Origin of the sequence: Mesorhizobium ciceri biovar biserrulae (assembly GCF_001618845.1) — a bacterium.
In the GTDB taxonomy this organism is placed as follows: domain Bacteria; phylum Pseudomonadota; class Alphaproteobacteria; order Rhizobiales; family Rhizobiaceae; genus Mesorhizobium; species Mesorhizobium ciceri.
The window spans coordinates 1,623,300-1,648,768 of the sequence record NZ_CP015064.1 but is presented as its reverse complement, the minus strand read 5'-3'; the positions used below and the strand labels follow the sequence as shown (position 1 = coordinate 1,648,768).

Here is a 25,469-nt window from a genome sequence, read left to right as displayed (position 1 = left end):
CTTATTGATTGATGCCATCCTGCGTCGCCGTGGGATGAACATCCTACTTGACCGAGCCTGCGGTCATACCGGCGAGGAAGTATCTCTGGGCAACGAGGTAGATGAGCAAGAGCGGTAGCGAGCCGAGCACGCTCATCGCCATCATCTGGTTCCATTCGAAGGCGTGCTGCCCCATCAACAGCTGGATGCCGATCGGGACGGTTCGCATGGACGTCGATTTCGTCAGCGTCAGCGCAAAGAGAAATTCGTTCCAGCACAACAGGAAGGTGTAGACCGACGTCGCCACGATACCAGGCAGTGAAATCGGGACAATCACCCGCCAAAGCGCGGTCCAGCTGCTGCCGCCGTCGACAGCCACGGCTTCATCGAGATCGCGGGGCAAGGTGTTCAGATATCCCGTCATCAGCAGGATCGCGTAGGGCAGCGTAAACACCAGGTAGGTCAGGATCAGCGCGACGTAGGTATCGAAGATACCGTATGAGACGACAAGCCCGAAGAAGGGGATCAAAAGTGTGATCGGCGGAATCGTCTGCGTGCTGATGATGATTGTGTTCAGGCTGCCCTTGCCGCGGAAATTGAAGCGGCTGAACCCGTAGGCCGCCAGCAAGGCGATCAGCACCGTCAGCACGGTCACCGCTCCCGCCACGAAATAGCTGTTGAAGAAGAAGCGCAGCTTTACCGGGTCGCCAAGGATGGCTGCATACGCTTCCAGCGTGAACGCCTTTGGCAGGATGGTTGGTGGCAGGGCAAAGATTTCGGTATTCGATTTGAACGAGCTGCTCAGCATCCAGTAGATCGGGAATGCCGCGAAAAAGAGCCCTGCTGCAAGCGCTACATGGAGCGCCACGGTGATCAGCCTGTCTTTCGGCGTGTGCCTTTTCCTCATGGTGATTACCGAGCCTTTTGATAGCGAATATAGAACAGCGTCAGGCCGAGAGAGATCAGCAGGATGACCACGGCGCTGGCCGAAGCCTGCGACAGGTTGTAGCTCGAAAATGCCAGCTTGTACGTGTAGGTGCTGAGGACCTCGGTCGAGTAGATCGGGCCACCGCCCGTCGTTATCCAGATTAGCGGGAAGACCTGCATGGTCCAGATGAAGTCGAGCAGCGAGATGCTGATGATGATCGGCATCAGCTGCGGAATGGTGATGAAGATCAGCTTCTGGTAGGCTTTCGCCCCGTCGATATCGGCGGCCTCGTAGAAATCCTTGGGAATGCCCTGCAAACCCGCGAGCAAACTGACCATGAAGAGCGGGTAGCCCGCCCAGATATTGGCAAAAGTGACTGCATGCAGCGCGGTCTCAGGCGAGGAAAACCATTCGACCTTGGAACCGATGATGCCGATTTGCATGAGAATACTGTTCACGACACCGTTCGGCTCAAGCAGGAGGCGCCAGATCACGGCGATGATCACCGCGGTGAACAGCCAGGGCAGTATGTAGAGCACACGCAGAATATTGCGCAGCGTCGGATTGATGCGGTCGCTGTTCAGCATGAGCGCGAAGACCATGCCGATGGTCATGTGGAAAATGACACTCATGCATGTGAAGTAGAGCGTGTGCCACAGCGAAGCCCAGAACACAGGGTCGTCGAAGATCGCCTGGTAGTGCTTCAGTCCGGCAAAGGATGGGTCACGACGCAGCACCGCGCTGTTCTGGAACGAGTAGGCAATCACCGTCACCATCGGCAGCAGCATCAGGAGCCCGATTATCAGCAGCGAGGGCGACAGATAGAGGTAGGGTGCGACCGCTCGTTTAAGCTTGTGGTGGGAGCGCTTTTGCCGGGTCATGTGCCAACCTTGGGATACGCCTTCAAGGGAAGGTAAGCTTTCAAAAACAAGTCCACTCAGAATGCCGATCCGTTGCCGGGTGGCCTGCCCGAAGTCAGGTCACCCGGTCGAAGACAGCAAACGGGAACAGGCCGATCAGAATTTCGCCATCCAGCCCTTCTGAGCGGCGGCGGCTGCTTGTTCCGGAGACTGCTCGCCGGCGAGCATCTTCTGGGCTTGCACGTCGAACTGGGTCATCAGGTCTTCAGCCACCGGCAGGCCCGTGAACTCATTGGCGAGATGACCGGTCTTGAAGATTTCAAAAGCCTTGCCGAAAGCCTTGTCCGAGGTCACGAAATCGGGCTTGGCGTTGACGTTGCCCGGGAAGGCGTTTGCAAGCGACACGAGCTTGGCGTTGACCTTTTCACTCATCAGATATTGGACGAGTTTCCAGGCCTCTTCCTGATGTTTCGAAGCCGCAGAGATGCCGATGCCCCAGGAGGCATAGGGAAGGCCGCGCTTGCCGGTATAGTTTTCCACGACAGGGACCGGGATGAGGTCGAAGTTCAGCTTGGGATTGCGCTTGCGGATGAGGTTCACATGCGCGAGCGAGTCGATCATCATCCCGACGCGGTTGTTGACGAACTCCTCGACCTTTTCCTGCTCGGTCTTGGTGGCGATGCCGGGCGAGATGGTGCCGGCGTCATTGAGTGATTTGACGAAAGTGAGCATATCCACCACCGGTTTGCCCTCAAGGTCCGGCTTGCCGCTCGCCATCATCGACTGGCCCGAAGCCCAAACCCACGACATCATGTCGTTCTGGACGCCGGATGGCGTTTGCAGCGACAGGGGCAGCACCCAGCCATACTGGTTCTGGTCGGCGTGCGTCATCTTCTTGGCGGCTTCGAGAAACTCCGCACGGGTCGACGGCAGCTTGGTCACGCCCGCCTTGGCGGCGAGGTCCAAATTCACGAAGACCGGATAGACGAACGAAGCCACGGGAAACATCACGGCCTTGCCGTCCACCTTGATGATATCCGCGACCTGGCTCTTGTCGAAACCGCTCGCATCCATCATCGGATTCATGTCGGCGAGTGCGCCCTGCGCATTCAGATTGTTCACCCAGGCGCCGTCGAGACCGACGACGTCGCTGAGCGTTCCGGTTGCAGCACCAACCGAGATCTGGTCTCGCGTGGTGGCGTAGGGGCCGCTGACCAGCGTCACCTTGATTCCGGGGTTTGCCGCCTCGAACTCGTCCATAATTGACCTGAGCGAGCCAGCCGGCAATTCGGGCTCCCACCATTGGGTGAATTCCAGCGTCGTATCCGCCATGGCGCCGGTTGCGCCAAGCAACCATGCGGCCGCGGCTATTTTCAGCATCGCGGATTTAATACGAAACGTCATTTTCTCCTCCTTCTTTATATTCGCCCGCACAATGCGGCCGATCGTCTGATTATTCAGAAGTCTTCTTACGCAGGCGCCTCACCCTCGCCCGCGGGTCTTATCGCTGATATTCAGATTGCCAGATGCGTCTCGGGGTCGAAGAAATGGAGCTTGGCATCATCCAGGGCCAAGCTGATTTCCGAGCCGGAGCGGACTGTGCTGACCGGTTCGAATTTCGCCACCGCATTCGACGCCAGGCCGAAATCCTGCACCGCGTCAGGGTCGCCGGAGTCCACCCGGACCGCGTCGATGTTGAGATGAACGATTTGTTCGGATCCGAGTTCTTCGATCGAGGTCACCTTTGCCGGTATCGTCTGATACTTGCGGCCGGATTCGAGACTGCTGTCATAGAGATCCTCCGGTCGTATCCCGAACACGACCTTGCGCCCCGCATACGACCTCAAGCCCGGCCTGCGCACGAAGGCTGCATCCTGCAGCCGGATGGCCAAGGCGCCGGACATCAGTTCGTCGCCCGTCAGGGTTGCCTCGAAAAGATTCATCGAAGGAGACCCGATGAAGCCAGCAACGAAAGCGTTCACCGGCGATTCATAGAGCCTCTTGGGTGCGTCGACCTGCTGCAGCACGCCGCCTTTCAACACCGCGACCCTGTCGCCCATCGTCATGGCTTCGGTTTGGTCGTGGGTCACATATATGGTCGTTACGCCGAGCTGCTTTTGCAGCCTGGTGATTTCGGCGCGCATTTGAACACGCAGTTTCGCGTCCAGATTGGAAAGGGGTTCGTCCATGAGAAAGGCTGCCGGCTCGCGCACCATGGCGCGGCCCATGGCAACCCTTTGACGCTGTCCACCTGAAAGGTTCGCGGGTTTGCTGTCCAGCAGAGACGTCAGTTGAAGGGTTTTGGCGATCTCGTCCACGCGCTTTTTGCGCTCGGCCTTCGGCTTGCCTGCCAGCCGCATCGAAAAGCCGATGTTCTCGAACACGGTCATATGCGGATAGAGGGCGTAGCTCTGGAAGACCATCGCGATGTCGCGATCCTTGGGCGGCATGTCGACGACGTCGACCCCGCCGATCCGGAGGCTGCCGCTGGTGACGTCCTCCAATCCCGCGATCATCCGCAACGCGGTGGATTTGCCACAGCCGGACGGCCCGACGAGAATCAAGAACTCGCCGTCCTTGACCGACAGGTTCAATTGGTCGATTGCGTGAAAATTGTTCCCGTATGTCTTGCAGATATTCTCAAGAACGACTTCTGCCATATTCCTCCCTCCACAAGCCTAAGCCGTTGATTTTTATGATTGTCCTCGGCTTACGTTCACCTGCGAAATTTTCCTCGGATAGTTCAGGCTATGTTCCGGTATCAAGCCGCGCATATTTCAGTTCGACTGCCGACGGCGCGTTCGTCGATGCCAGGAGTTCCTTGACCTGGTCGTCGGTCGGAAGCGCCTCGCGCCCGCCCCGCCCCGTTATCGAAAGGGCCGCCGCCGCGGCCGCGAATGCGACCCGGCCTGCGGTGTCGGCCCCGCGCGTCAATGCAAGGGCATAGGCGCCATGAAAGCAGTCACCGGCGCCGGTCGAGTCGACGACGGCAACCCGTTGCGGAGGCAGGTGCCAGAGCCCTGTCTCGTCGCGTCCGCGATAGAAGACGCCTCTGCCGCCATCCGTCAGAACCACGGCGGACCGCGACGGCAACCACAATGCATCGAGTATCTCGGCCGGCGAGTGGCGGCCGGTGGCGGTCCGCGCAAAGCCGAGCGGAAGAATGAGATGGTCGCAGAGCCCGATCAGTCTCTCGGTGGCCGGGCCGTGGCTCCATTCGACATCGCCGAGGATCGCAAGGCCGAGATCGCGAGCCCGAGCCACGACATCCAGCGACCCGATCCCGTAACTGTCGACGATCAGGACAGTCGCGCGGCTGAGAACCTCGTCCGGAAAGTCCGGCGCGGTGCCCAGCATCGCTTCGTCGTCATACGCGATGAACCGCTCCCCGTCCGAACCGACGGTGATCCGCGAGCGCACCGGGCGCGCGTGCGGGTGGCGCGGCGCGAACGCGGTTTCAATGCCGCTCGCAACGAGATCGCGCAACACGGCGTCGTCGGCGGCACTGCCCAGCCATCCGACGAACCCGGCGCTTCCGCCGAGCCGCGCGACGGCGGCAAGTGCCGTCGCGACGTTTCCCCCGAAAGCCCGGGCACTTTGCAAAACCTTCCCCTTGCCCGCCGACAACGGCTGATCGACATAGACGATGTCGTCGATCGCAATAGCTCCGAAGCCGAGGATTGAAGGGACGGCGGGCATCGTTCAGGCACCCGCCTTCGTCAAGGCGTCTTGCGCCGAAAGGCCGTCATGGATGACGCCCCGAAAGGCGATCGCTGCCTTTTCCGGATCGCCGTGCCCCCATAGATTGCGGCCCACCACGGCACCGCGCGCGCCTGCACGGATGGCGTCCGCCGTCTGCTGAAGGGCGCCGAGCAGCGTGTCGGTCTTCGGACCACCAGCGATCACAACCGGCACCGGGCAGGTCCGAACGGTCTCTCGGAACGACTCGAAATCGCCCGTGTAACCGATCTTGATCACATCGACGCCGGACTCGTAGCCGATGCGTGCCGCATAGGCGATCTCGTCGGGGGTGAAGACGATTTTTGCCCCGTCGGTGAAATCGCGAGGGTAGATATGCGCTACCACCGGCATGCCGTAACGAGCCGCCGCGTTCACCGAATCGGTCAGCCAGCGTATGTATTTTCCCTCGGTCGCGCCGCGCACCGGAATGGCCACGGCCAACGCATCGGCGCCGGCGCGCACCGCATCCTCGGGCGTTGCAATCAGTTCACTGATGCGATCGTCTGGGGTGAAGCAGCCGGCCTGGATCACCAGGGAAGCCTTGCCCGCATATTGCGGCCACAGATGGCGCGCGGTGCCAGGCTGGATGCTGACGTAGTCGGGTTTGCCTACCATGACGCGTGCAAGCGCACCCGGCAGGTCGGCAAGACCTCCTTTGCGCACATCGCCATAGCCGACAAAGTGGTCGACCGCGCCGCCAAAAAGATTCCCCGATGGATGCGAGAAGAGGCGCGCCAGGCGCACCTTGGTTCCGAGGCTCATGAGTCCAAAACTCTCCAATTGATTGATTTCAAAATCCTGGATCCAGTGTTTGCGAAAGAAATAACAAATGCAATCTTTCGAAATCTTTCGAATTCGCCTATTTTTGGTAGAGTGAACCGAGGCCAGGGCGATCGCTTGGCGCATGGGGGCAAGGACAGGCCAATGTTGTCAGAGCAGAGACGCCAATCGATCCTGGGTGAAGTGCAACGCAGCGGGCAGGTTCGCATCAAGGACCTGTCAGACGATTTTGGCGTGTCGGAAGTCACGGTGCGCTCCGACCTCGAGATACTGGATCGCAAGGGACTGCTGACCAAGACCCGCGGAGGCGCGGTGACCCGGACCACGGATTCGACCACGGCCGCGTTCGCCCGGCGGATGCAAACAAACCTCGATGCAAAGAAACGCATCGCCCGGGCAGCGATAGACCTGTTCGAGGACAACCAATCGGTCATCTTCGATGGCGGCTCGACATTGATGCAGGTTGCCATGCTGTTACCGCCGCTCAGCAATGTCGTGGTCGCGGCCACGGCGATGAATATCGTGCAGCATCTGATGCATCGGCCCGGGCTCGACGTTCACATGATCGGCGGCCGGGTCTACCCGGACACGGTAAGCACGCTGATCACCGATGCCGACACGGCTCTCGGCGGCTTGGTAGCGCATCAGGTCTTTGTTGGAGCGCATGCGATTGACTCGTCACTGGATGTGGTCGACGTGAACGAAGACATGGCGCGAACCAAGCGAAACCTCGTGCGCATGGCCCGGCGCGTTGTCCTCCTTGCGGATTCGAGCAAATGGGGCGTCAGCGGAACCTCCAAGGCCTTTTCGCTGTCGAGCGTCGATGTCGTGATCACCGACGATGGCCTGTCCGGCCCAATACGCAGCCAGCTTGATAGGACAGGGGCCAAGGTGATCTATGCCTGACCCCGTCGAGGTCCCTGGCCGCGGCGGAAATATCCGATGCGCGCATGACCCACGGCATCCGCATCGGCGGTCGGCCGTTTTTTCATGTCGGTCATTTTCTCCTCCCAGGACTGGCAGCCTCCCGATATCGCGCCAGCATTTTCGCATGTTGTATAAAAATTTTACGCGCGTCAATATTTAAAATGTTGTATAGCGCTTTCCCGGACGGGACCCGTTGCCGGCGCAGCGGATCCGGCAGAGCATGACCTACAGGGAGGACCGATCGAACATGCCGGCAAAATCGAAGGAAAAGCTCGGAATCGGTGTCATCGGATGCGGCAACATCTCGATGACCTATTTGCGCAATGCCGCCCTCTTCGGCGGCATCGAGCTGCGTGCCTGCGCCGATATTTCGGCCGACATGGCTGCGTTGCGGGCCAAGGAGTATGGCATCCGGGCACTCGGTGTGGATGCCCTGCTGGCCGATCCCGAGATCGATCTCGTCCTCAACCTGACAATTCCCGCCGCACATTTCGACATTTCGTTTTCAGCACTTTCGGCCGGCAAACACGTCTTCACCGAAAAGCCGTTGGCGACGTCCGCCAGCGACGGCCGCCGGCTGGTGGCGGAGGCGGCCAAACGCGGCCTGCTGCTCGGCTCGGCGCCGGATACGTTCCTAGGCGCTGCCGGACGCCGGGCACGCCGGCTGATGGACGAAGGCGCCATCGGTCGCCCGGTCACCGGCACCGCCTTCATGATGGGGCGCGGCATGGAGCACTGGCACCCCAACCCGCAGTTCTACTACCAGCCAGGCGGTGGCCCGGTGTTCGACATGGGCCCCTACTATCTGACCATGCTGGTCAATCTGCTCGGCCCGGTCGAACGCGTCATGGCGATGGCGACGCGCGGCCAGGAGGAGCGGCTGATCACTGCCGAAGGACCGTACAAGAACACCAAATTCAAGGTCGGCACGCCGACCAACGTGCTGTCGCTGCTCGAATTCCGCTCGGGCGCCACCGTCACCTTCGGTGCCTCGTGGGACGTCTTCAAGCACTCCAACCACCCGATCGAATTGCACGGCACGGAAGGCTCGCTGCGCCTGCCCGATCCCGACACGTTCGGCGGCACCGTCTCATTGTCCGAACGCGGCGCCGAGTGGAAGGATTTCGCCAGCGAAGGCGAGCTCTACGGCGCCCGCAATTGGCCCTACGCCGCGCCCGACCGCGCCAATTACCGCATGCTGGGCGTCGCCGATCTGGTGCGCTCGCTTCAGACCGGCAACACGCCACGCGCCTCCGGCAATCTGGCGCTGCATGTACTGGAGATCATGGAGGCTATCCTGCGCTCCGGTGAAACACAGGGCTCGGTCGCCATCGCGGGCGATGTCGTCCAGCCGGCCCTGCTGACCGAGGAAGAGGCGAGCGATCTGCTGGCCTGAGGGTATGATCATGACGCTCGATCCGGATGCGCTGCGCGTCCTCGACATGGCTCGTGCAGCCGGCGGCAAGCCATTCGAGACCGGCAGCGTGGCGGCGGCGCGAGCTGCCTACAACGCCTCGTTCCCGACGCTGCAAGGTGAGCATGAGCCGGTCGCGACGACCTTTGAACAGCAGATCGACGGGCCGAACGGCCCCATCACTGTCCGCATCCATCGCGGCATCGACGCACTGCCGAGCGGGGCGCCGGCGCTGCTCTATCTGCATGGCGGCGGCTGGGTCATCGGCAATCTCGATTCACATGACGAGATCTGCCGCCTGATGGCCAATCTCGGCAACGCCGTCATTGTCTGCCCCGACTATCGCCTGGCCCCGGAGCACAAATTTCCCGCCGGGCTCGAGGATTGCCTGGCGACACTTCGCTTCATGGCTGAGAATGCCGTCGACCTGGGCATCGACAAGGTGCGCATTGGTGTTGCCGGCGACAGCGCCGGCGGCAATCTTGCCGCAGTGCTGGCGCTGCTCGCACGCGATGGGCTCGCTCCACCACTTGCGACCCAGATCCTGATCTATCCCAACACCGACGCGCGGCAGACATCGGACAGCTACCGGCGTTTCGGCGACGGCTTCGGCCTTACCGCGACGACCATGGCATGGTTCCGCGACCATTATGTGCGAACGCCCGACGATATCATGGACTGGCGCGTCTCGCCCTTGCTGGCGCCTGATCTTGCCGGCGTCGCGCCAGCATTCGTGGCGCTTGCCGGCTGTGACATCCTGGCCGACGAAGGGGCAGCCTATGCGGCGCGCCTGCAGGCCGCGGGCGTGCCTGTGATCCTGCGGCAATGGCCGGGCCAGATCCATGGCTTCGTCTCGATGGGACGCCATATTCCCGCCGCCCGGCAAGCGGTGGTCGAGGGGGTGACGGCCTGGCGCCACTTCGAGGGATCGACGTCGACCGGTTAGGCCGACTGACGCATCACCAGGGTGGCACCGAGCTTGACGGTGCGCGCCATGCCCTGCTTCGGCGGATCGGCCTCGTCCAGCAGGGCCAGCAGGATCTCGACGCTGCGGCCGGCCATGGCGGTGAAATCCTGCGCCATGGTGGTCAGCGCCGGACAGGTGTAGCGGCTCAGCGGATGGTCGTCGTGGGCGGCAACGCGCAGATCGCAATCGGGCCTGCGGCCGACCTTCAGGCCGCGCGAGTACGCGGCCGCCATTACGCCAAAGGCGAGACGATCGTTGGCGCACAGGATGGTGCGGCCGGGCAAGGTCCCGGCCTCCAGCATTTTTTCCGTCTGCTCGTAGCCGATGCGTTCGAAGTCCCAGGTGTAATCGCGCGCGGCCTCGATGACGGCCGGCTTGAAGCCGGCGGTCTCCATCGCGACGATGTAGCTCTCCTGGCGTTCGCCGGAGTTGTGGTTGACATGCGGAATGTCGAGATAGACCGGCGGTTCGCCCGAGCGACAGAGATAGTCGACGATGGTCGACACGCTCTGCCGGTTGTCGTTGCCGACGAACGGCGTATCGCCCTCGATATAGGTGTCGAAATAGACGATCGGAATGTCCTGCCCGAGCTTGTCGAAGACGCTGCGGTCGGAGGCAAGGCCGAGCGGGGCGATGATCGCGCCGGCCACCTTCAGCGACAGCAGCGTCCTGACCGACTCCGCCTCCAGCTTCGGCGAGCCATGCGAGGAAATGACGATCGGCCAGTAGCCTTCGTCGCGGCAACGAAATTCGATGCGGCTGACCATCTCGGCGTAGAAAGGATCGGTGATCGTCGGCACGACGATGCCGATGTTGCGGGTGCGCTTGCGGTTGAGATTGCGGGCGAAAAGGTTCGGCTGATAGTCCGAGGAACGCAGGGCGGCTTCGATGCGCGCCCGCGTCGCCGGCTTCACGCTCGCCGGATCGTCGAAATATTTGGACAGCGTCGGGCGCGACACGCCGCATGCCTGGGCGAAGTCGTCCATCGTGCGGTGCGTCTTCTCCGCCATCGATATATTCCTGATCCCCTGCCAACGATCGGCCCCGCCCACAGTCATGCGGCCGTTGACCGGATGCGACAATGCTCGACGGAACTTATTCAGTCAATTTTCACAGTTCCCATTAGAATGCAAAAAGATTGCGTACGTCAAATTATTTGTTAACGCTTTAAACCTGATGGCGTCAGTTCGACGAGGATAGGCTGCAGAAGCTTGCCGCTCAGCCCTCGGCTACGGGCCTGCTTGCCAAATGTCGCCATGCCGCCCATACACGGCTTGGAAATCACCCCACCCCGTTCGCCCCCCTGCCAGGGATACCGTCCAATGTCCGTGACGCCGTGGTCAAAGCCGTGACGGATCACTCCACGCCATCGCTCGCCAGCCTGGGCTGGACCGAATTTTTCGGCGACCAGCTCGAGCCCGGCGAAGCCAATCTTGTCCCGACGCGGATCGCCACCGTCCACCGCGATCGCCTGACCGGCCTGTCCCAGGCAGGGCCGGTCGATCTGACGCTGGCGGCGCAGGCGAACACCGGTGACTATGCCGTCGGCGACTGGGTGCTGGTCGATGGGCATGAACACCTTGTGAAGCGCCGCCTGACCCGCAAGACGGTGCTGGAACGCCGCACCCAGGGCGGCGGCAGGGTGCCGCAGCTTGCCGCGGCCAATGTCGATACGCTGTTCATCGTCACCTCGTGCAATGCCGACTTCAATCCCGCCCGGCTCGAGCGCTATCTGGCGCTGGCCAACGAGGCCGGAACGACGCCGGTGATCCTGCTGACCAAGGCCGATACCGCTGAAGACGCCGAGACCTACCAGAAGCAAGCTGCGGCGTTGCAGCGTGGATTGCCGGTGGTGATGCTGAACCCCCGCACATCGGATGCGGCAACCGTCCTGGCTGCCTGGTGCGGTGTCGGCCAGACGGTGGCGCTGATCGGCTCCTCCGGCGTCGGCAAATCGACGCTGGTCAACACGCTGGCCGGATCGGCGCAGCAATCGCCGCAACAGACCGGGGGCATCCGCGAGCACGATTCCAAGGGACGCCACACCACCACGTCGCGATCGCTGCATTCCATCGCCGGCGGTGGCTGGGTGATCGACACGCCGGGCATGCGGACGCTGCAGGTCAGCGATGTCGGCTACGGCATCGACACGCTGTTTGCCGAAATCACCGAGCTTGCACCGCTCTGCAAGTTCCGCGACTGCACGCATGTGCACGAGCCGGGTTGCGCGGTTCAGGCTGCCTTGAAGGCGGGGACGCTCGACCCGGAGCGCCTTGCCCGCTGGCGAAAACTGTCCGACGAGAACCAGAACAACACGCCGGTCCAGAGCGGGCCTCGCGGAGCCAAGACTTCCGGGGGTCGCGGAAAGAGGCGCTGAACGGCGAGGACTGAGGACTTCAGAGCTGCGCCGTGCCGAAAACGCGATCCCAGAATGCCGAAGTCACACCGAAATTGGCCGTTTCGTCGATGTGGTGATGCACCGCATGACGGCGCTTGAGCGTGTAGAGATAGCTCGGATGCGCCGGGTGCCAGTGATGGATCATGTGGTGGATGCTGATGTACCACAGATATCCCAGCATCAACCCGCAGCTCACCGCGCTCGCCGTGGCGAAATCTGAGACCCCCCAAACGGGCACAAACGCGACCAGCGCATGCACGCCGAGACTGAGCCAGGTTGGCGTGCCCACAGAACTGCGTTCCTCGACATGGTGACGGTCGTGCAGGTCCTTGACGTAAGGAATATGGTGAAGAGCGAACCTGTGCAGCACATACTCGATCAGCGTCCAGAGGCCGAGACAGGCGAGGACAGTGCCGATCCAGCCTGGCGCACTCTCTTCGCCAGCCTCGAGCAGCCCGGCCACTGCCAGCACGGCGATCACCAGCGGATACACCACGAAGTCGCTATAGTAGCCAATAAGACCGAGTTGCATCGTCACCTAGCCTTCGAGCCGCCAAATAAGCGATGGTATCAGATTGCCGGACTCGCGACCGAGGTGCAATGCAGACGCGCCTGACATAGCGTCGCAATCCCCTAGTGCAAGGTTCGCATCAACGATTCAAGGACCATCAGCAGGCTGCCGGCTTCGCAAATGGACGTACAAAAATGGCAAAACGCAGTGCGGGATTGCTGATCTATCGCCGCAGCGATGGCGATCTCAGGGTGTTGCTGGTTCACCCGGGCGGGCCGTTCTGGGCGAAGAAGGACGATGGCGCCTGGTCGATACCGAAGGGTCTCGTCGGCGAGGACGAGGATGAGTTGACGGCAGCGCAACGCGAGACCGAGGAAGAGCTCGGCGTCAGGGTCGACGGCACCTTCGCGCGGCTTGGCGACTACAAACAACCCGGTGGCAAGGTTGTCACGGCCTGGTCCGTCGAGGCGCGCATCGACATCGATGTGGCTGCCATCAAGAGCAACATTTTCACCATGGAATGGCCGCCAAGGTCAGGATCCCTGAAGGAGTTCCCGGAGGTCGACAGAGCGGGCTGGTTCACCTTGCCCGAGGCCGAGGTGAAAATCCTCAAGGGGCAGCGCCCGATGCTTTTGGATTTTGCCAGGCAGCAAGGCGCCGGATGATCCGCAGCCTCAATAGGGCAGGCCGACATAGTTTTCCGCGAGCGCGGTCGATGCGGCACGCGACTGCACGAGATAGTCGAGCTCGGCCTCCTGGATGCGCTGGCCGAACTCGCCGGTGTCGGGAAAACAATGCAGCATCGTCGTCATCCACCAGGAAAAGCGAACCGCCTTCCAGACCCGCGCCAGCGCCTTTTGCGAATAGCAGTCGATGCCAGCCGCGGATTTGTCGCGATAGAAGTCGCACAAACCCGAGAAGAGATAGCGCACGTCGCTGGCAGCGAGGTTCAGACCCTTGGCGCCGGTCGGCGGCACGATGTGGGCGGCGTCGCCGACCAGGAACAGCCGGCCGAAGCGCATCGGCTCGGCAACGAAGGAGCGCAGTGGCGCGATCGATTTCTCGAAGGATGGGCCGGTGACGACGCTTGCCGCCGTCTGCTCGGGCAAGCGGCGGCGCAGCTCGTCCCAGAAGCGCTCATCCGACCATGCCTCGACACGGTCGCCCTCGGGGCACTGCACATAGTAACGGCTGCGGTGCGTCGAGCGCATCGAGCACAGGGCAAACCCCCTTTCATGATTGGCGTAGACCAGTTCGTGATCGGCCGGCGGCACTTCGGCCAGCACGCCGAGCCAGCCGAACGGATACTGCCGCTCGAAGATTTTCAGCGCACGCTCGGGCACCGATTTGCGGCTGACGCCGTGATAGCCGTCACAGCCGGCAATGAAGTCGCAATCGATGCGATGCGTGACCCCGTCCTTGTCATAGGTCGCGAAAGGTGCGGCGCCGTCGAAATCGTGCAACGCGACATTTGCCGCCTCGTAGATCGTGGTCAGTCCCTCCGCATCGCGCTTGTCCATCAAATCGTGCGTCACCTCGGTCTGGCCATAGACGGTGACATGCCTGCCGCCGGTCAGTGCCTCGAGGTCGATGCGGTGCAGGCGTCCGTCGAAGGCGAGCGAGATGCCGGAATGCGGCAGTCCTTCCGCGTGCAGCCTTGCCGCCGCGCCGGCCTGTTCCAGCAATTCGACGGTGCCCTGTTCGAGCACCCCTGCCCGCACTCGGCCAAGCACGTGCTCGCGGCTCGCGCGTTCCAGAATGACCGTCTCGACGCCGATGCCGGCCAGAAGCTGCCCAAGCAGCAGGCCGGACGGTCCGGACCCGACGATGACGATTTGCGTGCGCATCAGTGGCCGAGACTTTCGACCTGTGCGGCCAGCTCAGCGGCAAGGCGGAGCGACGCGGCCGTCGCGATGACCATTTGCGGCAGCAATAGCCATTCCAGCGTCCAGGCAGCGCCCGAGCGCTCCTGCTCATGCACGAGCGCGTGATGCATGCCCGCAAGCTGCGTGGCGTTGAAGCGGGCAAGCGCCACCAGCGCTTCGGCCTTCACCGGGTTCTGCTTGTGCGGCATGGCCGAAGAGCCGCCGCCGCCGGAAAGCTCGATCTCGGTTCCACCTTGCGCCATCAGCGCGATGTCCTGGCCGAATTTGCCGAGGCTGCCTGATAGCAGCGACATCAGGCCGGCGAAATCGGCGAGTGCGTCACGCTGGTTCTGCCAATGCGGTGCGTCGCCAAGGCCGAGCTTTGCGGCCAGTGCTGCGCGCACCGCCGGACCTTTGTCGCCTAGCTTTTCCAGCGTGCCGGCGGCACCGCCGAACTGCACCACCAGCAGACGCCTCGACTGTTCCGACAATCTTTCCTGATGCCGTTGCAGTGGCGCCCGCCACGTCCTGACGCGGTCGGCCGCTTTGATCGGAATGGCTGGCTGCATGCGCGTCATTCCCGTCAGCGCCCTGCCGCCAAACCGCTCTTCGAGCGAGACGAGCCGTATAATGGTCTCGGTCAGGAGCAGGCCGAGATGCTCGACGATGGACTTCAGCCGAAACACCAGGCCGGTATCGATGACATCCTGGCTGGTTGCGCCGAGATGCACTTTATCGCCATGCGGTTCGCCGACCGCCGCCCTGATCTGGCGTACCAGTTCCGGCACAATGACGCCGTCTTTGGCGACGGCAGCCCGCAGCAAGGCGGTGTCGGGCCGGAATGTGGCAAGTGCGGCCACGATCGCGGCGGCATCATCCTTGGTGATAATCCCGTTTTCAGCTTCCGCTTGCGCCAGCGCCCGCTCGAAGGCAAGCATCGCCTCGATTTCCGCCTCGACGGAAAAATGCCGGTTCGCCTCCTCGTCGCCGAGAAGAGCGGAGAGCAGTGGATGGTCGAAGGGCGATACGGTCATATCCTGCTCCTCCTGACCATCAGCTGTCGAAGAAGACCGTTTCCTTCTCCCCCTGGAGATGGATGTCGAAAACATAAATATCGCCGTTGCGCTCGGCGATCAGCGTCGGCACGCGGACGCGGTGCTCGATGCGCGCCAGGATCGCATCCCCGGCATTGGCCTTTTCCTCATCGGAAAAATACAGCCGTGTGTGCAGGCCGAGATTGATACCGCGCGCGACGATCCAGAGGGTGATGTGCGGGGCCATCAGGCTTCCGTCCCTGAACGGCACGCGGCCCGGCTTGATCGTCTCGAACGTGCACAGACCGGTGTCCATGTCGGTCGGGCAACGGCCCCAGCCGAAAAAGTTCGGATCGGCCGCGCCGCGCAGTTCAGCCGGCGAATTGTAGAGCCCATCCGCATCTGCCTGCCAGATCTCGATCAGCGCATCCTTGAGCGGCGTGCCGGTACCGTCGAGCACCCGGATGCGCAGGCCGATGCGCTCCCCCTTGGTCTTGTCGTTGACCATGGTCGCACCAAGGTCGGTCGCATAGACGCCGCCGATGCCGCAGAAATTGGGCGTCAGCCCGATATGGACATAAGGTCCGGCGGTCTGCGAGGGGCTTTCCCTGAGCCGGTCGAGCGACTGGGCCATCAATTGCCCTCCAGCCTGTTTTCGAACAGCGACGCGCGGCGCCCGCGCAGCACGATGTCGAACTTGTAGGCGCGCACGTCGAAGGGGATCGTCGCCTGCATGTCGAGCGTGGCGATCAGCGTTTCGACGGCGGCCTTGTCGGGGATGCCGCGCACGATCGGGCAGTGCCAGATCAGCGGATCACCCTCGAAATACATCTGCGTGATCAGCCGCTGCGCAAAGCCGTGGCCGAAGACCGAGAAATGGATGTGCGAGGGCCGCCAGTCGTTCGGCCCGTTCGGCCAGGGATAGGGGCCGGGCTTGACGGTGCGAAAGGCGTAGCCGCCATCCTCGCCTGTTATGGCGCGCCCGCAGCCGCCAAAGTTCGGGTCGAGCGGCGCCAGATAGCCGTCCTTCTTGTGGCGGTAGCGGCCGCCGGCATTGGCCTGCCAGAATTCGAGCAGCGCGCCGGGTACGCCAACGCCGCGTTCATCGAGCACCCGGCCATGGACGATGATGCGCTCGCCGAGCGCGCTCTCGCCGGGCCTGGCGAAATTGTGGATCAGGTCGGCGTCGAGTTTGCCGAGCATGGCGTGACCGAAGACCGGGCCTGCAATCTCCGACAGCGTGTTGTCGAACGGCAGCGGCGCCTTCTGCGGCGAGCGCAGCACGGAGGTCTTGTAATTCGGTGTCAGAACAGGCGGATGCCAGGTCCGGTCGCGCTGGAAGAAGGCGCCGGTCTCGGGCCTCCGGTTCGAGCCGGACTCAGCGGTCATTCTGGCTTCCGTCCATTTCCGAAAACACGTCCTTGGCAATTTTGAAGGCACGGTTGGCGGCCGGCACGCCGGCATAGATGGCGACATGCAGGAACGCCTCGCAGATATCGTCGCGCGAGGCGCCGGTGTTGACGGTGGCGCGCACATGCATAGCAACCTCCTCATCATGGCCGAGTGCGGCCAGCAGCGCCAGCGTGACGATCGAACGCTCACGCCTGGTCAAGCCCGGCCGCGCCCACACGGTTCCCCAGGCGGCCTCGGTGATCAGCTCCTGGAAAGGCTGGTCGAAATCGGTGGCGGCGACCTCGGCGCGCTCGACATGGCGGTCGCCAAGCACCGAGCGCCGCACCGCGAGGCCGGTGCGATATCTGGCTGCATCGCCGGGGACTTCATCCATGGGTTTCTGCTCCAGGGGCAAGCGACGCGATAAAACCGCGGATCAGGGCGGTGAGCGCTTCAGGCTGTTCGACGCAAGGAATGTGTCCAGCGTCGCGGATGATTTCGAAGCGCGCGCCGGGGATCAGCGCGGCCAGCGAGCGGACGAGATCGGGAGGTGTCGAGCCATCCTGGTCGCCGGCGACGCAGAGCGTCGGCACCGCAATGCGGCGTGCAGCATCGGTGAAATCGGCATCGCGAACGGCCGCGCAAGTCCCGACGTAACCTGCAAGCGCTTGCCTCGTCATCATGTTCCAGTAACCGTCGAGCTCGGCCTGACGCGCCGCGTGGAAGGCGGGGGTGAACCATAGTTTGAGCACGCCATCGGCAATCGCCTGGATGCCCTTGCTTTCGACGGTCGCGATGCGTGTGTTCCAGCTGTCTGTCGTGCCGATCTTGTGTGCCGTATCGCAAAGGATCAGGCCTTCGACGATTTCAGGCCGCCTGGCATAGAGCCCCTGCGCGATCATGCCGCCGACCGACAGGCCGCACAGCACGACCTTGCTCAAGCCGAAATGATCGATGAGCGCCGAGAGGTCATCGACGTGATCGTCGATCGACCTGATGTCGCCGATGTCGGACAGTCCGTGGCCGCGCTTGTCATACACCAGCAGCGGCATTTCACCATCGAACGTCGAGACAATTTCGTCCCAGATCCGGAAGTCGGTGCCGAGCGAATTGATGAATATGATTGGGCGCGCATTGCCGGTCGCCTTGATGTGGCGATGGTGCAGCGTGATGCCGCAGATGGTGACGAATGGCACGGTTTCGATCCTCCGCCCTCACATTGCACAAGGCGTTTGGTTCGGTAAAATGATATTTTTTGGCGTTTCATTAACTCAGGGGTTATCGAATCCATGTCCGAGAGCCGCATTCGGTTCCGTCACCTGCAGGCATTCCTGGAAGTTGCGCGGCAGGGGAGCGTGGCGCGAGCGGCTGACTTGCTGCATGTCAGCCCGCCGGCCGTGACCAAGACATTGCGCGAACTGGAAGAGGCGCTGGGGGTTGCGGTGGTGGAGCGCGACGGCCGCGGCATCCGACTGACGCGCATCGGCGAGATCTTCCTTCGCCACGCCGCCACGGCGATCACGGCGCTCAAGCAAGGCGTCGATTCCGTCCGCCAGGACGGATCGGTCAACCGGCACCCGATCCGCATCGGCGCGCTGCCGACGGTGTCGGCGCGGGTGATGCCGCTTGCCATGAGCCTGTTCCTCAAAGAGAGCACCGGTGCGGCGATCAAGATCGTCACCGGCGAGAACGCGGTGCTGCTCGAACAGTTGCGCACCGGCGCGCTCGATCTCGTCGTCGGACGGTTGGCGGCGCCGGAGAACATGACCGGCTTCTTCTTCGAGCATCTCTACTCCGAACAGGTGCTGTTCGTGGTGCGGGCGCGACATCCGCTGCTTGAGCCCGGACAGGACGTGTTCGCGCGGCTCGACGAGTTCCCGGCGCTGATGCCGACACGGGAATCGGTCATCCGCCCTTTCGTCGACCGCCTGTTCATCACCAGCGGCATGACGGCGCCGGCAACCGAGATCGAAACCGTCTCGGACTCCTTCGGCCGCGCCTTCCTGCGGCAGAGCGATGCGGTTTGGATCATTTCGGCCGGCGTCGTCGCCAATGAACTCGGCAGTGGCGCCTTCGTCGCCCTGCCGGTCGACACCGAGGAAACCAAAGGACCGGTCGGCCTGACGATGCGGACCGACACGGCGCCCTCGCCGGCCTTCTCCATCCTGCTGCAGACCATCCGCGAAGCGGCGAGGCAAAGCAGTTGATGCGGCTCAGACTGGCGATCAGATCTCCCGCGAAGGCGTGAAGCGAACGCTTGCGGACCTCATGTGCCCGGGCGCCAGTACGATGCAGCCGGCCTCGATGCCCGTGTCAGCCCTGCGGTTGAAGGCATCGGTGATGTTGCTGACCGGTTCGGCGCAAAAGAACGGCTCGCCGGGCGGCGTGTAGAGGACAAGGAAATCGAGTGGCGCCTCGGCCTCGATGTCCAGTTGCCGTCCATGCTCCGGCCAGGAGATCCGGGCGCGGCGCGACCATCCGGTGAAGACCGTGTCGAAGTCCGTCTCCGACACGTCGAAGCCCGTGGTCGGGTTGGCGCCCGGCGGCGGCGGGACGTGGATGGTGGGCAGGATTTCCGCATCGGTTTCCCACATGCCGGACACCCGCGCCTGGACATGTGTCCACGGCGTCGACGGAAAATAGGGATGTAGGCCAAAGCCTGCCGGCATCGGCGTGTCCGAAAGGTTGCGCAGCGAGAGGGCAATCGCCAGCCTGCCATCGATCAGCGAGATGGCCTGCCTTGCCTCATAGCTCCACGGCCAGGAACCGGCGGCATGGCGATAGGATAGGACCGTGCTGCTGGCTTCGTGCCGCACGACTGTCCATGATCGACGCCAGCCATGGCCGTGCTCATAGTGCGGATCGTCCGAGTTGGTCGGCAGTTCGACGGTGCGGCCGGCGAATGCGAAGCGGCCGCCCCTTATGCGATTGGAATAGGGAACCAGCGGGAAGCAGGCCATGGCGCCGGCATCGCGGCGGCCGATCGCCGCCGGGTCAGCAGGGCGCAGCCAATCCACGACGGATCCGTTTTGCCGCCAGCGATACGACGCCAGGGCACCGCCGGCAGCAGGGACGATTTCCACGGTCGCAATGCCATCGCTGATCGAGATCAGCTCTTGGTGCTGCTCGGTAACGGCAGCGGAATTCTTTGTCATCGGCACACCCCCATCCCTTGACTCCAATCGCCATGCCTATAAGACATATCATATGAATAGTATGAAGAATAACAAATCTTTCAGTATGGCGCGTACGTCGAGAGTCGCGGTGGCGGTTTCCAGCGGCTCCACCGCTCTGCATGCGACCGTCGTCGAGCAAATCGGATTGCGCATCGTTCAAGGCGATTTCCTGCCCGGCGAGGCACTGCCCAATGCCGACGATTCAAGCGAGATGCTGGGGGTCAGCCGCACGGTGCTGCGCGAGGCGATCAAGGTGTTGGCGGGCAAGGGGCTGGTCGAATCGCGGCCGAAGACCGGCACAAGGGTGCGTCCTCGTGCCGACTGGAATTTCCTCGACCCGGACGTCCTGTCATGGCGCTATGCCAGCGGTGTCAGCGCCGACGATGTCCGGGCGCTGTTCGAATTGCGCAGGGCCATCGAACCGATGTCGGCAGCGCTTGCGGCCCAGCGCGCCACGCCAGCGCAGATCGCCGAGATCAATGCAGCTCTGGTCGAAATGGAGGCGGTGGTCGACGACGGCGACCGCTTCGCCAAGCCTGACCTTTTGTTCCACCAGACCATACTGCGCATGACCGGCAATGAGCTGATCGGCTCGCTGGCGGCACTGGTCGAAACCGCATTGGTGACGAGCTTTCGTCTTTCCAACGACAATCCGGAAGGGCAGCGCCCCTCATTGCCGCTGCACCGGGAAGTCGCCGAAAAGATCGCCGCCGGCGACGCGACCGGCGCACAAAAGGCGCTGCTGGTCCTCATCGACAATGCCGAGGAGGACGTGCGCCGCAGTGTCGAGAACCGCAACAAGCGCCGCCAGAATCGGGAGCTGGCATCGTGAGCGAGAACAAACGCAAGCTACGGTCCGAGGCCTGGTTCGGCGGCGAAGGCAAGAACGCGTTCATGCACCGCAGCTGGATGAAGAACCAGGGCATCCCCGCCGACGCTTTCGACGGCCGCCCGGTGATCGGCATCTGCAACACCTGGTCGGAATTGACCCCGTGCAATGCCCACCTGCGGGCGCTGGCCGATCACGTCAAGCGCGGCGTCTATGAAGCCGGCGGCCTGCCGCTCGAATTTCCGGTGATGTCGCTGGGCGAGAGCAACATGCGCCCCACCGCCATGCTGTTTCGCAATCTGGTCAGCATGGATGTTGAAGAGTCCATCCGCGGCAATCCGATCGATGGCGTCATCCTGCTGGTCGGTTGCGACAAGACCACACCGGCGCTGCTGATGGGTGCCGCATCGTGCAACCTGCCGACCATCGCCGTTTCCGGCGGGCCGATGCTCAACGGCAAGTTCCGCGGACAGGATATCGGCTCGGGCACGCATGTCTGGAAATTCGCCGAGGAGGTTAAAGCCGGCCGCATGCCGGTTGCCGACTTCCTCGCCGCCGAGCAGGGCCAGAGCCGATCGGCGGGCAGCTGCATGACGATGGGCACCGCCTCGACCATGGCCAGCATGGTCGAAGCGCTCGGCATCGGCATGCCGGACAATGCCGCGATCCCGGCGGTGGATTCGCGCCGTGGCGTGCTCGCCCAGATGGCCGGACGCCAGATCGTCGATCTGGTGCGCAGGGACGTGACGATCGCGCAGATCCTCACCAGGCAAGCGTTCGACAACGCCATTCGCGTCAACGGCGCGATCGGTGGCTCGACCAATGCGGTGCTGCATCTGATCGCCATCGCCAACCGGATCGGTGTCGATCTCAGCCTCGAAGACTGGGACCGCCTAGGTCGTGACGTTCCAACTATTGTCGATTTGATGCCGTCGGGCCGGTTCCTGATGGAAGATTTCTACTACGCCGGGGGGCTAGCTGCGGTCATGGCGTCGCTTGATGAAGTGGGGCTTCTTCATCGCGACGCCATGACCGTCAGCGCCAAGACCATCGGTGAATTGATCGACGGCGCGCCCAACTACAACAGCGAAGTGATCCGCCCAATGAGCGAGCCGCTGACCAAGGAAGGGGGCATCTCCATCCTGCGCGGCAATCTGGCGCCTGACGGCGCGGTCATCAAGCCGTCCGCGGCAACGCCCGAGCTGATGCAGCATCGCGGCAAGGCGGTGGTGTTCGAAAACATCGAGCATTACTACGCCCGCATCGACGATCCGGAGTTGGACATCGACGCCACCTCGGTGATGGTGCTGAAGAACTGCGGGCCGCGCGGTTATCCCGGAATGGCCGAGGTCGGCAACATGCCGCTGCCGGCCAAACTGCTCAAGCTAGGCATCTCCGACATGGTGCGCATTTCGGACGCGCGCATGAGCGGCACCGCCTACGGCACCGTGGTTCTGCATGTGGCACCGGAAGCAGCCGCAGGCGGCGCGCTGGCGCTGGTGCGCGACGGCGACCTCATCGAGCTCGACGTCGCCGGCCGCCGGTTGGAACTTTTGGTGTCGGAAGAGGAGCTCGCCATCCGCCGGCGTGACTGGAAGCCGCCGGCGTCGCCGGAGGGCGGCTACCAGAGCCTTTATGTCGAGCGCGTGCTGCAGGCCGACAAGGGCTGCGATTTCGACTTTCTCGTCGGCCGGCGCGATGCCGGCATTCCTCGGCATTCGCACTAGAGAGGCGCGCGATGACGGATGAAATCGGCTACGCGATCTATCCAAGCCTCAAGGGCCGCAGCGTCTTCATAACCGGCGGCGGCAGCGGCATCGGCGAAAGCCTGGTGCGCCATTTCTGCGCCCAGGGCAGCCGCGTCGCCTTCGTCGACATGGCCGAAGAACCATCCCAACGTCTGGTCGACGCGATTGCGGCCGAGGGACATGCCGCGCCGCTGTTCATTCCCTGCGACCTGCGCAACGTCGAAGAGTTGCAGGCGGCAACCGTGCAGGCAATGCAGCACAATGGCCCCATCCAGGCGCTGTGCAACAATGCCGGCAATGACGACCGCCACCAGACCAAGGATGTGACGGTTGCCTATTGGGACGACCGCATGGCGGTCAATCTGCGCCACCAGTTTTTCGCGGCGCAGGCAGTGCGTCCGCAGATGAGCGCGCAGGGCGGCGGCTCGATCATCAACTTCGGCTCCATCACCTGGATGGTCGGCGATCCAGATTGCCCAGCCTATGTCACCGCGAAAGCGGCTGTTTACGGCATGACGCGGGCGCTGGCCCGCGAGCTTGGCCCTGAGCGCATCCGCGTCAACTGCATGGTGCCGGGCTGGGTGATGACCGAGCGCCAGATTCGCCTGTGGTTGAACCCGGCCGGCGAACGCCAGATCGCGGAAAGGCAGTGCCTGCCCGACCGGCTGCAACCCTCCGATATCGCGCGCATGGCGCTGTTCCTCGCCGCCGACGACAGCCGCATGTGCACGAGCCAGCAGTTCATCGTCGATGCGGGCTGGGTGTGATCCGTACGGTTTCAAAGGAAGAAGGTTAGTTCATGCGTCTTGTTCAATTCAGAATGGCCGACGGCAGCAGAGGGGTTGGCCGTGTCTGCGATGACGGCAATCATCTGCACCCTCTCGAGAAGACCAGCAGCGTGCTGGAGCTGGCCGAAGCGGCAATTGCCCAGGGCACGTCGATCGCAGCGCTGGTCGAGAAGCGGACCGGCAGCGCGACGATCGACTACGACCAGCTGTTGCGCGACGGCCAGGTGCTCGCTCCGGTCGACCATCCCGAACCGGCGCGCTTCCTGGTCACCGGCACCGGCCTCACCCACACCGGAAGTGCCGCCGCGCGCAACCAGATGCATGTTCTGACCCATGGCGAAGGTGCCGACGAATCCGATTCCTTGAAAATCTTCCGCATGGGGCTGGAGGGCGGCAAGCCTGGCGCCGGCAAGATCGGGATTCAGCCAGAGTGGTTCTTCAAGGGCGTCGGCACCTGCGTTGTCCCGCCCGGCGCGCCGCTGCCGATGCCGGCATTCGCGAAAGCCGGTGCAGAGGAAGCCGAGATCGTCGGGCTTTATGTCAATGGACCCGATGGCCATCCCTATCGCATCGGCTATGCGCTCGGAAACGAATATTCCGACCACGTGACGGAGGGCGAGAACTACCTTTATCTCGCCCATTCCAAGCTGCGCTCCTGCTCGATCGGCCCGGAACTGCTGATCGGTGACCTGCCCGAAGAAGTGCGCGGCCATTCGCGCATCCTGCGCGACGGCACTGTTATCTGGGAGCAGGAATTCCTGTCGGGTGAAGCGCACATGTCGCACTCGATCGCCAATCTCGAACATTTCCATTTCCGCTACCCGATGCACCGCAGGGCGGGCGACCTGCACGCCTATTTCTTCGGCGCGGCGGTGATGAGCTACGCCTCCGGCGTCAAGACGGCTTCCGGCGACGAGTATGAAATCCAGGCACAGACGTTCGGCAAGCCACTGCGCAACCGGATGGTGTCGGTGCCGGACGAGGGACTGGTCGCTGTTACCCAGCTGTGACGGCGCAGGCCCGAAAATTACGGTCCACCAGAACGATAATGGGAGATTAAAAATGGGACTGAAGAAAGCGTTTCTAAGACTAGCGACAATCGGGCTCGGCATCGGCCTGATGACATCGGCGGCGCTCGCCGCGAACCTTCGGGTACTGGCCTGGGACGGCTACGCCGATGCCGACTGGGTCAAGGACTTCACCGCCGCGACCGGCATCGGCGTCGATGTCGTCTTCATCGGCAGCGACGACGAGATCTGGGCCAAGATCAAGGGCAGCGAGGGCCAGGACTTCGACGTCTTTGCTGTCAACACCGCCCAGTTGCAGCGCTACATCAAGGCTGACCTGGTGTCGCCGATCGACGTCACCAAGCTCGCCAACCAGAAAGACGTGCTGCCGCGCTTCCGCGACCTGACGGCGGTCAGCGGCGTGACCAAGGACGGCAAGGTCTACGGCATTCCGTTCTGCTTCGACTCCATCGGCCTGATCTACGACACCGACAAGGTCAAGCCGGCGCCGACCTCGATGTCGGTTCTGTGGGACCCGGCCTACAAGGGCAAGGTGCTGGCGTATGATAATGGCGAGCACAATTTCTCGTTCACCGCACTGACGCTCGGCTACAAGGATCCGTTCAACCTCAATGAAGAGCAGATGGCTGCAGTCAAGGCCAAGCTGGTCGAACTCAAGCGCAACGTGCTCAGCTTCTACACCACCGCCGACGAGGCGCAGCAGATCTACCAAAACAATGATGTGGCCCTGATCTGGGCCAATTACGGCCAGCAGCAGGTCAAGGCGCTGCAGAAGATCGGCGCCCATGTCGCCTATGTCAATCCGAGCGAGGGCGCGCTTGCCTGGCTCGACAACTGGGTCATCTCCAAGGGTGTCCGTGATAATGCGGCAGCCGAGAAATGGATCGATTTCATGCTGAGCAAGAGGGTCGGCGGCGAGCTTTCCGAGCGCACCGGCTTCGGCAACACGGTGACGGAAACCGGCAGCGCCGGCGGCAACGACAAGCTGGTCTGGCTCAACAATGTCGAGGACCCGCTCAAGCGTTCGGACATGTGGAACGAGGTCAAGGCAACGCCCTGATCTTTGTGCCCTCTGCCTTCGAAGGACCCGGCGGTCCGGAGGTT

General features: G+C 62.8%; 26 protein-coding genes. 11 read left to right on the top strand and 15 right to left on the bottom strand.

What is annotated here, in order from left to right:
- Positions 1-43: 43 nt before the first annotated feature.
- The 6 genes from A4R29_RS07305 to A4R29_RS07280 all read right to left on the bottom strand — a co-directional run bounded on the left by A4R29_RS07305 (position 44) and on the right by A4R29_RS07280 (position 6,270).
- On the bottom strand, positions 44-886 hold the full coding sequence (locus tag A4R29_RS07305) for a carbohydrate ABC transporter permease (RefSeq protein ID WP_013532946.1): 843 nt from the start codon (positions 884-886) through the stop codon (positions 44-46).
- Positions 887-891: 5 nt separating this feature from the next.
- On the bottom strand, positions 892-1,788 hold the full coding sequence (locus tag A4R29_RS07300; RefSeq protein WP_023764771.1) for a carbohydrate ABC transporter permease: 897 nt from the start codon (positions 1,786-1,788) through the stop codon (positions 892-894).
- 135 nt (positions 1,789-1,923) lie between these two features.
- Entirely contained in the window at positions 1,924-3,171 is a 1,248-nt protein-coding gene (locus tag A4R29_RS07295; protein ID WP_024502559.1) for an ABC transporter substrate-binding protein, read from the bottom strand.
- A gap of 110 nt (positions 3,172-3,281) precedes the next feature.
- Positions 3,282-4,427 (bottom strand): ABC transporter ATP-binding protein, encoded by a 1,146-nt coding sequence (locus tag A4R29_RS07290; protein WP_063171599.1) that lies wholly within the window; start codon positions 4,425-4,427, stop codon positions 3,282-3,284.
- Between the two features lie 88 nt (positions 4,428-4,515).
- Positions 4,516-5,466 carry a PfkB family carbohydrate kinase gene (locus tag A4R29_RS07285; RefSeq protein ID WP_063171598.1) on the bottom strand — a complete coding sequence of 317 codons (951 nt, stop codon included), beginning with the start codon at positions 5,464-5,466 and terminating at the stop codon, positions 4,516-4,518.
- Positions 5,467-5,469: 3 nt separating this feature from the next.
- The gene (locus A4R29_RS07280; RefSeq protein WP_063171597.1) at positions 5,470-6,270 is read right to left on the bottom strand and encodes a beta/alpha barrel domain-containing protein; all 801 of its coding nucleotides are present in this window, start codon (positions 6,268-6,270) and stop codon (positions 5,470-5,472) included.
- 162 nt (positions 6,271-6,432) lie between these two features.
- Here A4R29_RS07280 and A4R29_RS07275 point away from each other — a divergent pair, with 162 nt between their 5' ends.
- The 3 genes from A4R29_RS07275 to A4R29_RS07265 all read left to right on the top strand — a co-directional run bounded on the left by A4R29_RS07275 (position 6,433) and on the right by A4R29_RS07265 (position 9,575).
- A complete protein-coding gene (locus A4R29_RS07275) occupies positions 6,433-7,194 on the top strand; it encodes a DeoR/GlpR family DNA-binding transcription regulator (protein WP_013532952.1) in 762 nt (253 codons plus the stop codon).
- A gap of 268 nt (positions 7,195-7,462) precedes the next feature.
- On the top strand, positions 7,463-8,611 hold the full coding sequence (locus A4R29_RS07270; RefSeq protein ID WP_063173611.1) for a Gfo/Idh/MocA family protein: 1,149 nt from the start codon (positions 7,463-7,465) through the stop codon (positions 8,609-8,611).
- A gap of 10 nt (positions 8,612-8,621) precedes the next feature.
- Positions 8,622-9,575 carry an alpha/beta hydrolase gene (locus A4R29_RS07265; protein WP_082827543.1) on the top strand — a complete coding sequence of 318 codons (954 nt, stop codon included), beginning with the start codon at positions 8,622-8,624 and terminating at the stop codon, positions 9,573-9,575.
- On the opposite strand, the gene A4R29_RS07260 is transcribed toward A4R29_RS07265, so the two are convergent.
- Positions 9,572-10,606 carry a LacI family DNA-binding transcriptional regulator gene (locus A4R29_RS07260; RefSeq protein ID WP_063173610.1) on the bottom strand — a complete coding sequence of 345 codons (1,035 nt, stop codon included), beginning with the start codon at positions 10,604-10,606 and terminating at the stop codon, positions 9,572-9,574. The genes A4R29_RS07265 and A4R29_RS07260 overlap by 4 nt on opposite strands.
- 326 nt (positions 10,607-10,932) lie before the next feature.
- Between A4R29_RS07260 and rsgA the strand changes: the two genes are divergently transcribed.
- Positions 10,933-11,973: a ribosome small subunit-dependent GTPase A gene (gene rsgA / locus A4R29_RS07255; RefSeq protein WP_024502554.1), complete on the top strand. Its 1,041-nt coding sequence runs from the start codon at positions 10,933-10,935 to the stop codon at positions 11,971-11,973.
- A gap of 19 nt (positions 11,974-11,992) precedes the next feature.
- Here the strand turns inward: rsgA and A4R29_RS07250 are convergent, their stop codons facing one another.
- Positions 11,993-12,526, bottom strand: a complete 534-nt coding sequence (locus A4R29_RS07250) for a sterol desaturase family protein (RefSeq protein WP_063171595.1) — start codon at positions 12,524-12,526, stop codon at positions 11,993-11,995.
- Between the two features lie 173 nt (positions 12,527-12,699).
- Between A4R29_RS07250 and A4R29_RS07245 the strand changes: the two genes are divergently transcribed.
- Positions 12,700-13,170 (top strand): NUDIX hydrolase, encoded by a 471-nt coding sequence (locus tag A4R29_RS07245; protein ID WP_063171594.1) that lies wholly within the window; start codon positions 12,700-12,702, stop codon positions 13,168-13,170.
- Positions 13,171-13,179: 9 nt separating this feature from the next.
- On the opposite strand, the gene pobA is transcribed toward A4R29_RS07245, so the two are convergent.
- Genes pobA through pcaD form a run of 6 tightly spaced genes read right to left on the bottom strand, consistent with a single transcriptional unit; the run spans position 13,180 to position 17,992 of the window.
- The gene (gene pobA, locus A4R29_RS07240; protein WP_063171593.1) at positions 13,180-14,352 is read right to left on the bottom strand and encodes a 4-hydroxybenzoate 3-monooxygenase; all 1,173 of its coding nucleotides are present in this window, start codon (positions 14,350-14,352) and stop codon (positions 13,180-13,182) included.
- Positions 14,352-15,404: a 3-carboxy-cis,cis-muconate cycloisomerase gene (locus tag A4R29_RS07235; RefSeq protein ID WP_063171592.1), complete on the bottom strand. Its 1,053-nt coding sequence runs from the start codon at positions 15,402-15,404 to the stop codon at positions 14,352-14,354. Before A4R29_RS07235 ends, pobA begins: the two co-directional genes overlap by 1 nt.
- Before the next feature lie 19 nt (positions 15,405-15,423).
- Positions 15,424-16,038: a protocatechuate 3,4-dioxygenase subunit alpha gene (gene pcaG / locus A4R29_RS07230; protein ID WP_013532961.1), complete on the bottom strand. Its 615-nt coding sequence runs from the start codon at positions 16,036-16,038 to the stop codon at positions 15,424-15,426.
- Positions 16,038-16,793: a protocatechuate 3,4-dioxygenase subunit beta gene (pcaH, locus tag A4R29_RS07225; protein ID WP_063171591.1), complete on the bottom strand. Its 756-nt coding sequence runs from the start codon at positions 16,791-16,793 to the stop codon at positions 16,038-16,040. The genes pcaG and pcaH overlap by 1 nt, the downstream gene beginning before the upstream one ends.
- Positions 16,783-17,190 carry a 4-carboxymuconolactone decarboxylase gene (gene pcaC / locus A4R29_RS07220; RefSeq protein WP_063171590.1) on the bottom strand — a complete coding sequence of 136 codons (408 nt, stop codon included), beginning with the start codon at positions 17,188-17,190 and terminating at the stop codon, positions 16,783-16,785. Before pcaC ends, pcaH begins: the two co-directional genes overlap by 11 nt.
- Complete coding sequence (gene pcaD, locus A4R29_RS07215; protein WP_063171589.1) at positions 17,183-17,992, bottom strand: 3-oxoadipate enol-lactonase; 810 nt, start codon at positions 17,990-17,992, stop codon at positions 17,183-17,185. The genes pcaC and pcaD overlap by 8 nt, the downstream gene beginning before the upstream one ends.
- A gap of 93 nt (positions 17,993-18,085) precedes the next feature.
- Here pcaD and pcaQ point away from each other — a divergent pair, with 93 nt between their 5' ends.
- On the top strand, positions 18,086-19,003 hold the full coding sequence (pcaQ, locus tag A4R29_RS07210) for a pca operon transcription factor PcaQ (RefSeq protein ID WP_063171588.1): 918 nt from the start codon (positions 18,086-18,088) through the stop codon (positions 19,001-19,003).
- A gap of 18 nt (positions 19,004-19,021) precedes the next feature.
- On the opposite strand, the gene A4R29_RS07205 is transcribed toward pcaQ, so the two are convergent.
- Positions 19,022-19,951, bottom strand: coding sequence for an aldose 1-epimerase (locus A4R29_RS07205; protein ID WP_063171587.1), 930 nt, complete (start codon positions 19,949-19,951; stop codon positions 19,022-19,024).
- A gap of 109 nt (positions 19,952-20,060) precedes the next feature.
- Between A4R29_RS07205 and A4R29_RS07200 the strand changes: the two genes are divergently transcribed.
- The 5 genes from A4R29_RS07200 to A4R29_RS07180 are packed head-to-tail and all read left to right on the top strand — an operon-like array spanning position 20,061 to position 25,425.
- On the top strand, positions 20,061-20,804 hold the full coding sequence (locus A4R29_RS07200) for a FadR/GntR family transcriptional regulator (protein ID WP_013532967.1): 744 nt from the start codon (positions 20,061-20,063) through the stop codon (positions 20,802-20,804).
- Entirely contained in the window at positions 20,801-22,528 is a 1,728-nt protein-coding gene (locus tag A4R29_RS07195; protein WP_063171585.1) for an IlvD/Edd family dehydratase, read from the top strand. Before A4R29_RS07200 ends, A4R29_RS07195 begins: the two co-directional genes overlap by 4 nt.
- Before the next feature lie 11 nt (positions 22,529-22,539).
- Complete coding sequence (locus A4R29_RS07190; protein ID WP_063171584.1) at positions 22,540-23,316, top strand: SDR family NAD(P)-dependent oxidoreductase; 777 nt, start codon at positions 22,540-22,542, stop codon at positions 23,314-23,316.
- A 32-nt stretch (positions 23,317-23,348) separates the two neighbouring features.
- Complete coding sequence (gene araD1 / locus A4R29_RS07185; RefSeq protein WP_063171583.1) at positions 23,349-24,347, top strand: AraD1 family protein; 999 nt, start codon at positions 23,349-23,351, stop codon at positions 24,345-24,347.
- A gap of 52 nt (positions 24,348-24,399) precedes the next feature.
- Positions 24,400-25,425: an ABC transporter substrate-binding protein gene (locus A4R29_RS07180; protein WP_063171582.1), complete on the top strand. Its 1,026-nt coding sequence runs from the start codon at positions 24,400-24,402 to the stop codon at positions 25,423-25,425.
- Positions 25,426-25,469 lie beyond the last annotated feature (44 nt).

Excerpts from the sequence above, each read along its gene's own strand:
- A4R29_RS07305 (WP_013532946.1), bottom strand. The coding sequence starts at position 886 with ATGAGGAAAAGGCACACGCCGAAAGACAGGCTGATCACCGTGGCGCTC.
- A4R29_RS07300 (WP_023764771.1), bottom strand. The coding sequence starts at position 1,788 with ATGACCCGGCAAAAGCGCTCCCACCACAAGCTTAAACGAGCGGTCGCA.
- A4R29_RS07295 (WP_024502559.1), bottom strand. The coding sequence starts at position 3,171 with ATGACGTTTCGTATTAAATCCGCGATGCTGAAAATAGCCGCGGCCGCA.
- A4R29_RS07290 (WP_063171599.1), bottom strand. The coding sequence starts at position 4,427 with ATGGCAGAAGTCGTTCTTGAGAATATCTGCAAGACATACGGGAACAAT.
- A4R29_RS07285 (WP_063171598.1), bottom strand. The coding sequence starts at position 5,466 with ATGCCCGCCGTCCCTTCAATCCTCGGCTTCGGAGCTATTGCGATCGAC.
- A4R29_RS07280 (WP_063171597.1), bottom strand. The coding sequence starts at position 6,270 with ATGAGCCTCGGAACCAAGGTGCGCCTGGCGCGCCTCTTCTCGCATCCA.
- A4R29_RS07275 (WP_013532952.1), top strand. The coding sequence starts at position 6,433 with ATGTTGTCAGAGCAGAGACGCCAATCGATCCTGGGTGAAGTGCAACGC.
- A4R29_RS07270 (WP_063173611.1), top strand. The coding sequence starts at position 7,463 with ATGCCGGCAAAATCGAAGGAAAAGCTCGGAATCGGTGTCATCGGATGC.
- A4R29_RS07265 (WP_082827543.1), top strand. The coding sequence starts at position 8,622 with ATGACGCTCGATCCGGATGCGCTGCGCGTCCTCGACATGGCTCGTGCA.
- A4R29_RS07260 (WP_063173610.1), bottom strand. The coding sequence starts at position 10,606 with ATGGCGGAGAAGACGCACCGCACGATGGACGACTTCGCCCAGGCATGC.
- A4R29_RS07250 (WP_063171595.1), bottom strand. The coding sequence starts at position 12,526 with ATGCAACTCGGTCTTATTGGCTACTATAGCGACTTCGTGGTGTATCCG.
- A4R29_RS07245 (WP_063171594.1), top strand. The coding sequence starts at position 12,700 with ATGGCAAAACGCAGTGCGGGATTGCTGATCTATCGCCGCAGCGATGGC.
- pobA (WP_063171593.1), bottom strand. The coding sequence starts at position 14,352 with ATGCGCACGCAAATCGTCATCGTCGGGTCCGGACCGTCCGGCCTGCTG.
- A4R29_RS07235 (WP_063171592.1), bottom strand. The coding sequence starts at position 15,404 with ATGACCGTATCGCCCTTCGACCATCCACTGCTCTCCGCTCTTCTCGGC.
- pcaG (WP_013532961.1), bottom strand. The coding sequence starts at position 16,038 with ATGGCCCAGTCGCTCGACCGGCTCAGGGAAAGCCCCTCGCAGACCGCC.
- pcaH (WP_063171591.1), bottom strand. The coding sequence starts at position 16,793 with ATGACCGCTGAGTCCGGCTCGAACCGGAGGCCCGAGACCGGCGCCTTC.
- pcaC (WP_063171590.1), bottom strand. The coding sequence starts at position 17,190 with ATGGATGAAGTCCCCGGCGATGCAGCCAGATATCGCACCGGCCTCGCG.
- pcaQ (WP_063171588.1), top strand. The coding sequence starts at position 18,086 with ATGTCCGAGAGCCGCATTCGGTTCCGTCACCTGCAGGCATTCCTGGAA.
- A4R29_RS07205 (WP_063171587.1), bottom strand. The coding sequence starts at position 19,951 with ATGACAAAGAATTCCGCTGCCGTTACCGAGCAGCACCAAGAGCTGATC.
- A4R29_RS07190 (WP_063171584.1), top strand. The coding sequence starts at position 22,540 with ATGACGGATGAAATCGGCTACGCGATCTATCCAAGCCTCAAGGGCCGC.
- araD1 (WP_063171583.1), top strand. The coding sequence starts at position 23,349 with ATGCGTCTTGTTCAATTCAGAATGGCCGACGGCAGCAGAGGGGTTGGC.
- A4R29_RS07180 (WP_063171582.1), top strand. The coding sequence starts at position 24,400 with ATGGGACTGAAGAAAGCGTTTCTAAGACTAGCGACAATCGGGCTCGGC.